Raw genomic sequence first — 11,659 nt, 5'->3', positions numbered from 1 at the left:
TTATCCTCTCCTTTTCGCTGTATCAGAGTGTAGTGGGGTAACTTTTAGTTGAGTTAATGCCTGTTGCATACACTCAGTGATAAAGTCCGCAGTGATTGGCATGCCGTCGTAGTTTAAAATTGACAGGAGCTTTTGTGGTTGCGTTTGCAGTTCGTTTATCAATAGGGTTTTCATCTGCGCATCACGATTTTGTTCAACAACGAACACTTGCTCGTGGCTGTCGATAAAGGCTTCTACATCTTTATTAAAAGGAAACGCTCTTAGTTGCAATCCATCAACGATAGCGCCTTGTTGTTTCATCTGATCGATGGCTTCTAAGGTTGCATGAGTCGAGGTGCCATAAAAGAGAACGCCCACTTTGCTTTGATTCTTCGATTGATTAGCGATAGGTGCTGGCACCATGGTTTTCGCCGTTTCCCATTTTTTATCCAGGCGTTCCATAGAGCGTACATAGGCTTCTGAACTTTCGGTATAAGCGGCGTATTCGTCGTGCGAAGAACCACGGGTAAAGAAGCTGCCTTTGGTTGGGTGAGTGCCAGGGTAGGTTCGGTAACCAACGCCATCGTTATCAACATCTTTATAACGGCCCCAACGTGCGGTCATATTATCCAGCTCTTCTGCAGATAAGACTTTGCCGCGTTTGTATTGGCGTCCGTCGTCCCACTCTAGAGAATCAGAGATGGTATCGTTCATACCCAGGTCAAGGTCACTTAAAATAATGACGGGGGTTTGCAGTGATTCGGCGAGGTCAAATGCATCGGCGGTTAAATCAAAACATTCTTTTGGATCACTGGGGATCAGCAGTACATGTCGGGTATCACCGTGAGAAGCATAGGCCGCAGCTAATACATCAGATTGTTGTGTACGTGTCGGCATACCCGTTGAAGGGCCTGCTCGTTGTACATCAACCAACACCGCTGGAATTTCGGCAAAGTAAGCGAGTCCTAAAAACTCACTCATCAAAGAAACACCGGGCCCGGATGTTGCGGTAAAGGCTCTGGCACCATTCCAGTTGGCACCAATCACCATGCCCATGGCGGCCAACTCATCTTCTGCCTGCAAGATGGCGTAGTTTTTACGGCCATCAGCAGGATCGATGCGCATGCGTTTGCAGTATTTTTCGAAGGCTTCAACCACCGACGTTGACGGCGTTATGGGGTACCAGCCTGCGACGGTGGCACCAGCATATAGCGCGCCTAAACCTGTTGCGCTATTGCCGTCGATTAGTATTTTATCTTCATTAAGATCGCGGCGTTGGATGGATAAACCACAGACGTCTGGGTAGTGCTGTTGAGCGTATTGATAGCCGAGTTCCAGGGCATGAATGTTAGGTGTGATCAGTTTTTCTTTGCCTTTAAATTGAGCTTTTACACCGTCTTTAAAGACTTCAAATTCCATATCCAGCAAATAGGCCAGTGCGCCAACATAAATAATATTTTTGAATAGCTGACGCTGGCGTGGATCAGAATATTCTTGAATGGTGATCTGCGTTAATGGAATGCCAATGCAATGAATATCATCACGCTTAAAGCCAGGTGGTAATGGTTTGCTGGAGTCGTAAAAGAAGTAACCACCGCTTAAGACTTCATGATAGTCGTCTTTCATGGTTTGCCCGTTAGTCGCTACCATCAAATCGACACCACCACGACGGCCCAGGTAACCTTTTTCATTGACTCGCACTTCGTACCAGGTGGGTAGCCCTTGAATATTCGATGGAAAAATATTCTTGGCGCACACTGGCACACCCAGGCGAAACACAGCTTTGGCAAACATGTTGTTGGCACTGGCCGAGCCCGTACCATTAATATTGGCAAACTTAATGACTAAATCGTTAACGGCTTCTATTCTGCGCATGACTGCCCCGCTTTTGTAACTGAATAAAAGAACTTCTGCATATCCCATGCGGTGGTTGGACAGCGCTCAGCGCATAAACCACAGTGCAGACAGACGTTTTCATCTTTAACCATAACGCGACCCGTTTTGAGTGCGTCAGAGACATAAAGATCTTGTTCTAGATTGTGAGAAGGGGCGCTAAGCCGCGTTCTTAAATCGTCTTCTTCGCCATTGCCAACAAAACTAATGCAGTCTGTTGGACAGACATCGGCGCAGGCATCACATTCGATGCATTTGTCATCGGTGAATACGGTTTGAACATCGCAGTTGAGACAGCGCTGTGCTTCGTCAAAAGCTTGCTGTACATCAAACCCAAGTTCGACTTCCATTTTGCGATTTTTTAGGGCTGCTTCTTTATCTGCAAGTGGCACGATAAAGCGTTCGTCGTTAGATACGGCGTTATCGTAGGTCCATTCGTGGAAGCCCATTTTTTGGCTAATTAAATTGACACCGGGAGCAGGGCGGTGATTGACGCTTTCACCCTGACAATAAAGATCGATGGATATAGCTGCTTGATGACCATGAGCAACCGCTGTGATTACATTTTTAGGACCAAAAGCGGCATCACCACCAAAGAAGACGGATTTGAGTGTCGACTGAAAAGTGGTTTCATCCACAATCGGCATGTCCCATTGACCAAAGTCCACGCCGATATCGCGTTCAATCCACGGGAAGGCGTTTTCTTGTCCAATAGCCATTAAGACATCGTCGCACTCCATAAAGACCAGATCTTCGCCCGTTGGAACCAGGCTGCGTTTGCCAGCTTCGTCATAAACGGCTTTCACTTTTTCGAAATGCATGCCCACCAACTTGCCATTATCGACAACAAATTCTTTGGGAGTGTGGTTCTCAAAGATAGGAATGTCTTCATGAAGGGTGTCTTCAATTTCCCAATGTGAGGCTTTCATTTCTGACTGGGGGCTACGCACGACGACTCTAACGTCTTCACCGCCAAGACGGCGAGCTGTTCGACAACAGTCCATAGCGGTATTTCCGCCGCCGAGTACAAGAACTTTTTTACCTATTTTGCTGGTGTGTTCAAAAGCAACATTGGCCAACCAATCGATACCAATATGAATATTGTCATCAGCCTCTTCGCGACCTGGAAGTTTGCTAAGGTCGCGTCCTCGTGGTGCACCTGTTCCAACAAAGATGGCGTCGTATTGTTTATCGACGATGGACTTTAAACTTTTTACATGATGATTAAAGTGGGTGGTAATCCCCATATCCAAAATGTAATTAACTTCTTCATTAAGCACGGATTCCGGCAAACGGAATGAGGGGATCTGGCTGCGCATAAATCCACCGCCCGCTTTTTGGTCGTCGTATAAATCGATTTCGTAACCCAGCGGTGCCAGATCTCGGGCAACCGTTAAAGAGGCTGGACCGCCGCCAATCAAGGCTACTCGTTTTCCATTTTTTTGAGCTGGGATGGTGGGAAGCTGGGAGTGAATATCGTCTTTAAAGTCTGCAGCAACTCGCTTCAATCGGCAGATAGCAACGGGGTCCTCTTCAACACGACCTCGGCGGCAAGCTGGCTCGCAGGGGCGATCACAGGTACGTCCTAAGACGCCAGGAAAAACATTGGATTCCCAGTTAAGCATATAGGCTTCGCTATAGCGTTGTTCTGCAATCAGTCGAATGTATTGAGGTACAGGGGTGTGCGCAGGGCATGCGTACTGGCAATCAACCACTTTATGAAAATATTCTGGGTTGTTTATATCGGTTGGTTTCACTCGTGTTGCTTCCTTCTCTTCTGGTCCTAACCTTGTTCAATGCCAGCTGTTCGTCGCAAGCGAAGTAAGCGTATGGCAAAGAAGGTTATTTTTATGGGTTAGCCGGAGGCTTTACATCTAGTGCCGAACCAGTTGTATCACAATTTTTCGAGATTTAATAATCCATTAATTTATGGTTTTCACAGAGTTATGGGAGGAGATTTGGAGAGAAAATAGGGTTGTTTAAAGTTTGTTCGAAGTTACAGAAAGAGGATAAGAGAAGGTAATCAGGTTGGAAGTAGAGATAAGCTTCCAACCATTGTGGGAACTAGCTTTTACGAGCTAAAGCCAGATTAGCTAACAGCTGTAAGGCCGATTTGTGAGAGCTTTCTTCTAAGCCTGAGATAGCCGCTAAGGCTCGGTCTGTGAAGACTTTTGCTTGTGCGGTGCAATATTCAATTGCATTTGTTTCTTGTATAGTAGTGAGAATCATTTGCAACTGACTTGCGTCGCCTTCTTTGATGGCATGGCGAATGGTCTCTTTTTGTTCTTCAGTGCCATGTTTTAGCGCGTGCATAAGTGGTAATGTCGGCTTGCCTTCGGCCAGGTCGTCACCCACGTTTTTGCCCATTTCTTCTGCACTGGATACATAATCCAACATATCGTCAACGACTTGAAAAGCCATGCCCAGATTCATTCCATAATCTCTTAAGGCTTCTCGCATCTGGTCCTGTTGGCTAACGATGGCGCCCAGTTCGCAGGCCGCAGCAAACAAAATTGCGGTTTTACGACGTATCACTTCGTAATAATCCTGCTCAGAAATATCAGGATCATTACAGTTCATTAGCTGTAGCACTTCACCTTCTGCAATCAGATTGGTGGTATCGGCCAGCAAGTCCATCACGGGCATGGACGCAACATTAACCATCATTTGGAATGCACGTGAGTAGAGGAAGTCTCCCGTCAAAACACTGGCTTCGTTACCAAAAAGGGCGTTGGCGGTTTCTTTTCCACGACGCAGATCTGAAGCATCAACGACATCATCATGAAGTAGGGTGGCGGTATGGATAAACTCAATGACTGCGGCCAGCTTGTGGTGAGCCTCACCAGAATAGTTAAGAGCATTGGCGCAAAGCAGTACCAGAAGAGGGCGCAGGCGCTTGCCACCACTGTTCACAATATAAAAGCCTAGCTGGTTGATAAGCGCGACATCAGATTCCAGTTCTTGTAGAATAAGCTGGTTGGTTGCGGTTAAATCCGCTTGTAAAAGGGCCTGAATGTCGGCAACTGAAGATAAAGACGGTTGTTTTGTAGCGCTCATCACAAAATAAACTATTGTACTTCAACGAATTATTTGGTCACGCATGCTAGGGACTTGTGGCCTATGGGTCAAGGAAAAATCCAACAAAGGTATTGCAGGGTATTTCGCTAAAAAGAATCGTAGGATTTTCTTTAGTTTAGGCTTGCCATGTCCTCATAAATACCGTAAAATTCGCGCCCTTTATTGGGTATCAGATCGATTCAATCCCACAGAAGAGATTCTGGGGTACAACGGAGAAACTCGCTATGTACGCGGTGATTCAAAGTGGCGGCAAACAGCACCGAGTTAAAGAAGGTCAGCTGGTTAAGCTCGAAAAATTAGATATTGAAACTGGCAGTTCTTTTGAATTTGACAAAGTATTGTTAGTTGGTAGTGGTGAAGACCTTAAAGTAGGTGCACCTTATGTCGATGGCGCAAAAGTAACGGCTGAAATCGTTAGTCATGGTCGCGGCAAGAAAGTTAACATCATTAAATTCAAGCGTCGTAAGCACCATATGAAAAAAATGGGGCATCGTCAGTGGTTTACTGAAGTAAAAATCACTGGTATCAGCGCATAATCTAGGAGATATATCATGGCTCATAAGAAGGCTGGTGGTAGTACCCGTAACGGTCGCGATTCAGAATCCAAACGCCTTGGTGTTAAGCGCTTCGGTGGTCAGTTGGTTTCAGCTGGTAGCATCATTGTTCGTCAACGTGGAACTCAATTCCACCCTGGCGACAACGTAGGTATTGGTCGCGATCACACATTGTTTGCGAAAGCAGACGGTCATGTGAAGTTCGAAGTAAAAGGCCGCCAAAACCGTAGAACAGTGACTATCGTTCCTGCGTAAGTCTCTGCAACTGGTTTTTAAGAAAAGAGCCCCGCAATTGCGGGGCTTTTTTTGTTTGCTAAGATGTGAATTCAAGTTGTCATTGTTGAGAAACGAATGACCTCACACAAATCGTTTAAATAAAAGCGGAATCACAACGTATGAAATTTGTAGATGAAGTGACCATAACTGTTGCTGCTGGTGATGGCGGTAATGGAATATGCAGTTTCCGTCGAGAGAAATATATCCCAAAAGGCGGGCCCGATGGTGGTGATGGCGGTGACGGTGGCAGCGTTTATCTGGTGGCTGATGCCGAATTGAATACTTTGGTAGATTATCGCTATGAACGCTTTTATGCCGCTGAGCGAGGTCAAAATGGCCAAAGTCGCAATTGTACTGGTGCCAAGGGCTCAAACAAGGAGCTTCGGGTTCCGGTTGGCACTATTGTGACTGACAATAACACTGATGAGGTGATAGGCGATCTGAAAGAAGATGGTCAAATGTTGTTGGTCGCTCGAGGGGGCTTCCATGGTTTAGGCAACACTCGCTACAAGAGCAGTGTGAATCGAGCCCCTCGTCAAACCAGTAATGGAACACCTGGCGAGCGACGAGAATTGCGTATGGAGCTTAAGGTGTTAGCAGACGTTGGATTGCTTGGGCTGCCCAATGCTGGTAAATCGACCTTTATTCGCTCTGTGTCTGCGGCCAAGCCAAAAGTGGCCGATTATCCCTTTACGACCTTAGTGCCTAATCTGGGTGTGGTGCGTCCTGAACCTCATCGAAGTTTTGTGATTGCAGACATTCCTGGTGTTATAGAAGGTGCAGCTGAAGGCGCTGGTTTAGGTGTTCGCTTCTTGAAACACCTGGCGCGAACAGAGTTGCTTTTACATTTGGTTGATTTGGCTCCTTTTGATGAATCTGATCCCGTCGAGAACTTTAAAGCGATTGAAGGCGAAGTAGAAAAGTTTGCTGAATCCAGTGAGCCTGAGCTCGCCGAGAAAGAGCGCTGGTTGATACTAAGTAAAATGGACTTATTGCCAGCAGAAGAGAAAGAGGAGCGCTGTAAAGCCTTTTTGGATGCTATTAATTGGCAAGGGCCCGTGTTCAGTATTTCTTCGGTGCAAAAAGAAGGTCTTCAGGAGCTAATATTTGCCATCATGGGCCATATTGAAGAGCGCCGTGAGCATTTGGTTGAAGAGGAGCTAGAAGCCACTCCAGAGGCAATAGAGCCTCCTCCGTTTACCGAAGCACAAGACTGGCAAAAGCAATCAGAAGAGTAGTTTATTACGACTTAGCTTTAGCATCCTAAAGCTAAGTCGTTTTCTGGGCATAAAAAAACCAGCTATTAAGCCGGTTTTTTTGGAATCCTGAAAAAGGATTATGCCATGGCTTTGATTTGAGCAGTCAAACGGCTCTTATGGCGAGCAGCTTTATTCTTGTGAATAAGGCCTTTGTTTGCCATGCGATCAAGGATAGGTGTTGCAGTTGCCATTGCAGTTTGTGCCGTTTCTTTATCGCCTGCCTCGATAGCCGCATTTACTTGTTTCAAGTAAGTGCGCATCATGGAACGACGGCTAGCATTGTGCTGACGGCGATCTTCCGCCTGACGTGCACGCTTTTTGGCAGATTTAATGTTAGCCAAGGTATAACTCCCGAAAAAATTAGTTACGCTACATGTAATTTAAGGCCGCGAAATATGCCTGTTTTTTGTCTCTTTGTCAAGCTTAAGGGGCATAAATTGATATTTTAAAGAGTTTATTCACGTTTTTGAAAAAGAAATGGTATGATACGCCCGACTCTCATTTGGAGGTAATTGCTTAAAAACTCTGTTATTTTACGCGGAAATTGTAGGGAGTTTGCCAAATTTTGTATACAAGCATCGATTGGCTTTCGCAGGTTCTATGCATAAACAGATAAGCAGTTGCACAAAGTGACAATAACCAAGAAAAAACTATTAAGGAATTCAGGATGAAAAAAGCACTTATCGTGGCCTTAGTCGCAACAATGGGTAGCTACGCGGTAGCTGAAGACAAAACTCGAGTAGGCTATGTGACCTTGAATGGTGGTGTCCAAGACTTTCACAGCAGTCCGTTAGATGAAAGTGATGCCTTTGGGTTAGAACTCGGCTTTATGGTGTCACAACGGTCGGCGTTACAGCTTAGCTGGACTAAAATAAATCCCGATCCCACGATGGTGCTTGGCGACGAAGACTTGTCCATGCAGTCCATTGATTACCTCTACTACATGTCTAACGATGATATGACTGGACCTTACCTGCGTTTGGGTTTAGGTCAGTACGACTTTGAAGATGCAGCGATTGAAAACTCTGACATTGCGCGAGCGGCCATGGGCTTCGAGCAAAATATTAATGATCGTTTTAGCTTCCGTGGCGAATTGGGGATCGTTAGAGATACGACTCAGAATCGCTATGACAACAACTTGTTCTTGGGCTTGACCATGAACTTTGGCGTATCAAGCACCAAAAAAGCTGCTCCAATTATCAAGAAAGATCCTGTTGTCGTTGCACCTAAGCACAAAGATTCGGATGGCGATGGTGTTTTTGATAAAGACGATCAGTGTCCAAATACTAAAGCGGGTGTCACTGTTGATGTTCGTGGTTGTGAGCTAGACAGCGATGGTGATGGTGTTGTTGATTCAGCGGATAAGTGTCCTGCAACGCCAGCTGGTGCGAAAGTTGACGCGACGGGTTGCCGAATTTATCTAGATGAAACTGTCCGTATCAGCTTAAGTGTTAAGTTTGCTACCAACAGCGACCAGTTGGTTGATTCTTACGAAGCAGAAGTGAAGCGTGTTGCAGATTTTATGCGTCAATACCCTGATACAACCGTTGTGTTTGAAGGTCATACTGATAGCATGGGTAGAGCTTCTTACAATCAGAAGCTTTCTGAGCGTCGTGCCAAGGCTGTTGCTGATATGTTAGTAGCTAACTATAACATTGATGCTTCTCGCGTAAGTTCAAAAGGTGTGGGTGAAAGTAAGCCTATTGCCGATAACGGTACTGCTGAAGGTCGTGCTCAAAACCGTCGTGTTGAAGCGGTTATCGAAACGACAGTTAAAACTGCTCAGTAATCGTTAGTATACCCAAAGCATTTCAAGGTGCAGGTAGGCGGCCAGCAAGCAAATCCACTGAGCTTAGCTGCACTAAGTGATTGGGGTGAGTGCGCGCACCTAACGCCGCTCAGCTTTGAAAGGCGATGGGTATATAAAACGGATGTATAAGTAAGTCCAAAAGCCTCTGCCAACGGCAGAGGCTTTTGTGTTTTTGTAAAAAGCCATTGCCTGCTGATAGATTCATAACGGATCGTCGGCTTATTCAAATATGAGAAAGAAAAGATAACTTTTGAGTAGTAGCGCTTGAAGAAAATTAATTTATTAAAATCTGGCATTGTTGTTAGCATTATGACGTTTTTGTCACGTATATTGGGCTTGGTACGTGATGTGGTTATGCTCGATATTTTTGGTGCCAGCGGTACAACCGATGTTTTTTTGGTCGCCCAAAAGATCCCTAATTTTTTGCGTCGATTATTTGCCGAAGGCGCTTTTGCGCAAGCGTTTGTACCAATACTCTCTGAGTATCAGCTGAAGAAAGATCATTATGTGTTGCGCCAGTTTATTAGTCGGGTTGCAGGCACACTGGGTGGTATTTTATTTTTGATGACCCTATTAGGTGTATTAGGTGCATCTGGATTAATTGCGGTCTTCAGTCCGGGGTTTGTGTCTCAACCAGAGAAGCATCAACTGGCGTCGGATCTACTGCAAATTACCTTTCCGTATATTTTCTTTATTTCGTTAACCGCTTTTGCCGGCAGTATTCTTAATAGTCTAGGTAAATTTGCGATTCCTGCTTTTACGCCGGTGCTATTGAATGTTTCTATGATTAGTTGTGCTTTGTGGCTGGCTCCGCAAATGGACACTCCCGTTTTTGCCCTTGCCTGGGGAGTTTTTATTGCGGGGATTATACAGTTTGCGTTGCAGTTACCCTTTTTGTGGAAAGAAGGGCTTTTGGTTAAACCGCAGTGGGGCTGGAAAGATTCTGGCGTACGAAAAGTACTTAAGCTGATGGCGCCAGCATTGTTTGGTGTGTCGGTTAGCCAACTCAATTTGTTGTTAGATACCATCATTGCGTCGTTATTGATCACCGGAAGCATCTCCTGGCTATATACTGCCGACCGAATGCTGGAGTTTCCTCTTGGCGTTTTTGGAATTGCCATTGCAACGGTGGTGCTACCCAGTTTGTCGCGGCAACATTTATCGGACTCTAAAGAGCTGTACAACAAAACGCTCAACTGGGGTATTCACATTGTTTTGCTGATTGGGCTGCCTGCTGCTTGCGGTTTGTTTGTCTTGTCTGAGCCTGTATTGCTGACCATCTTCCAGCACGGCGAATTCTTGCATGAAGACGCTCTGATGGCGTCTTATGCGATGCAGGCGTACATCTGTGGCTTAGTGAGCTTTATGCTGATCAAAGTTTTGGCGTCAGGGTATTTTTCTCGCCAGGATACTAAGACACCAATGAAAATTGGTGTCATCGCCATGGTGGTTAATATGGTATTTAATATTATTCTATTTAAGCCTTATGGCCATGTAGGGTTAGCAACCGCAACGGCTATTTCGGCTTTTGTTAACATGAGTCTGCTGTTAGCTGGGCTCATTCGTAGTGGTGCTTTAAGCTTTTCGAAACAGTGGTGGTGGTGGCTCACACGCATGTTGGTAGCGAATCTTGTTATGGTTGCAGCGTTGCTATGGTGGATGCCAACGTTAGAAGAGTGGCGTGCGTGGACGGCCACAGAGCGTATTCTTCCACTGGCTGTTACTATTTTGTTGGGGGCTGCTGCTTATGCAGCAGTACTGGTTTTGCTGGGTATTCGACCACGGCATTTGAAAGCTCACTAATCAAGTGCGCGTCTTATGTCAATGGGTTATAATCCAGCGCTTTTAAGTTGCAGGTATTCATATCATAATGGAGCTGATCCGAGGGCTTCACAATTTGGAGCGTCAGCCAACACCCTGTGTTGCGACCATAGGCAAGTTTGATGGTGTTCATTGCGGACATCAGCAAATTCTGGCGGCGGTGACTGCAAAAGCCAAAGAACTGGCTGTGCCTTCGTCGATTATCGTTTTTGAGCCTGATCCACAAGAATATTTTGCTCCTCAAAACTCTCCTGCAAGATTGACGCGTTTTCGTGAAAAGTGGCAGTTGCTTGAGCAAGTGGGCATAGACAAGGTCGTCTGCATGAGTTTTAATCGTCGCTTTGCCTCCATGCCTGCGCCTGATTTCATCCATAAGGTGTTGATCGAAAAGCTGCGGGTAGCTCATTTGATCGTTGGGGATGATTTTCGTTTTGGTGCTGGACGTACTGGCGATTATGCTTTGCTATCTGAACTGGGAGCAGGGCAGTTTGGGGTACAGACGACGCAATCGATCAAGCAGGGCACAGAGCGTATTAGTAGCTCGTTGATTCGCACGACCCTTGATGAAGGCAAGCTTTCAAAAGCCAAACAGCTGTTAGGGCGCGATTATGCCATCAGTGGAACCGTTGTCCATGGTCAGAAACTTGGACGACAACTAGGCTTTCCTACTTTGAATGTGCCTCTGTTACGACGTCAGTCGCCTTTGGCGGGTGTTTTTGTTGTCGCGATAGATGGTATTTCTGAACGCACTCAGTGGGGCGTGGCCAATGTCGGTAGTCGACCGACCATTGGTGGTTCAAAGCCTCGAGTGGAGGCACATGTTTTTGACTTTGATGGCGATTGTTATGGCCGCAAAGTTGAGATTACTTTTTTACACAAAATTCGTGATGAAAAGAAATTTTCATCCGTAGACGAGCTTGCTGAACAAATTCAACTGGATTCCGAAGCAGCTCGACACTTTCTTAAACAACAATGAAACTTGGGTATTA

Annotated in this window: 10 protein-coding genes; 6 read left to right on the top strand and 4 right to left on the bottom strand. The window is 45.8% G+C overall.

What is annotated here, in order from left to right:
* From NH399_RS01125 to NH399_RS01115, 3 genes are all read right to left on the bottom strand, one after another.
* A complete protein-coding gene (locus NH399_RS01125; protein ID WP_253036567.1) occupies window positions 1–1,854 on the bottom strand; it encodes a 2-oxoacid:acceptor oxidoreductase subunit alpha in 1,854 nt (617 codons plus the stop codon).
* Entirely contained in the window at window positions 1,842–3,629 is a 1,788-nt protein-coding gene (locus tag NH399_RS25795) for an FAD-dependent oxidoreductase (RefSeq protein ID WP_253036566.1), read from the bottom strand. Before NH399_RS25795 ends, NH399_RS01125 begins: the two co-directional genes overlap by 13 nt.
* A gap of 307 nt (window positions 3,630–3,936) precedes the next feature.
* A complete protein-coding gene (locus NH399_RS01115; protein WP_253036565.1) occupies window positions 3,937–4,929 on the bottom strand; it encodes a polyprenyl synthetase family protein in 993 nt (330 codons plus the stop codon).
* Between the two features lie 245 nt (window positions 4,930–5,174).
* Between NH399_RS01115 and rplU the strand changes: the two genes are divergently transcribed.
* The 3 genes from rplU to cgtA all read left to right on the top strand — a co-directional run bounded on the left by rplU (window position 5,175) and on the right by cgtA (window position 7,018).
* The gene (gene rplU, locus NH399_RS01110) at window positions 5,175–5,486 is read left to right on the top strand and encodes a 50S ribosomal protein L21 (RefSeq protein ID WP_253036564.1); all 312 of its coding nucleotides are present in this window, start codon (window positions 5,175–5,177) and stop codon (window positions 5,484–5,486) included.
* 15 nt (window positions 5,487–5,501) lie between these two features.
* Entirely contained in the window at window positions 5,502–5,759 is a 258-nt protein-coding gene (gene rpmA, locus NH399_RS01105) for a 50S ribosomal protein L27 (protein ID WP_253036563.1), read from the top strand.
* Window positions 5,760–5,899: 140 nt separating this feature from the next.
* Window positions 5,900–7,018: an Obg family GTPase CgtA gene (gene cgtA, locus NH399_RS01100; RefSeq protein WP_253036562.1), complete on the top strand. Its 1,119-nt coding sequence runs from the start codon at window positions 5,900–5,902 to the stop codon at window positions 7,016–7,018.
* 98 nt (window positions 7,019–7,116) lie between these two features.
* Here the strand turns inward: cgtA and rpsT are convergent, their stop codons facing one another.
* A complete protein-coding gene (rpsT, locus tag NH399_RS01095) occupies window positions 7,117–7,380 on the bottom strand; it encodes a 30S ribosomal protein S20 (RefSeq protein ID WP_253036561.1) in 264 nt (87 codons plus the stop codon).
* Between the two features lie 326 nt (window positions 7,381–7,706).
* On the opposite strand from rpsT, the gene NH399_RS01090 reads away from it, so the two are divergent.
* The 3 genes from NH399_RS01090 to ribF all read left to right on the top strand — a co-directional run bounded on the left by NH399_RS01090 (window position 7,707) and on the right by ribF (window position 11,646).
* Window positions 7,707–8,828 (top strand): OmpA family protein, encoded by a 1,122-nt coding sequence (locus NH399_RS01090; RefSeq protein WP_253036560.1) that lies wholly within the window; start codon window positions 7,707–7,709, stop codon window positions 8,826–8,828.
* 285 nt (window positions 8,829–9,113) lie between these two features.
* Window positions 9,114–10,652 carry a murein biosynthesis integral membrane protein MurJ gene (gene murJ, locus NH399_RS01085; protein ID WP_256489189.1) on the top strand — a complete coding sequence of 513 codons (1,539 nt, stop codon included), beginning with the start codon at window positions 9,114–9,116 and terminating at the stop codon, window positions 10,650–10,652.
* A gap of 67 nt (window positions 10,653–10,719) precedes the next feature.
* Entirely contained in the window at window positions 10,720–11,646 is a 927-nt protein-coding gene (ribF, locus tag NH399_RS01080) for a bifunctional riboflavin kinase/FAD synthetase (RefSeq protein ID WP_253036559.1), read from the top strand.
* Window positions 11,647–11,659: the final 13 nt, after the last annotated feature.

This window comes from Pleionea sp. CnH1-48 (genome assembly GCF_024124665.1).
Classification (GTDB): domain Bacteria; phylum Pseudomonadota; class Gammaproteobacteria; order Enterobacterales; family Kangiellaceae; genus JAMXSB01.
This window is presented reverse-complemented; position numbering and strand designations above follow the sequence as displayed.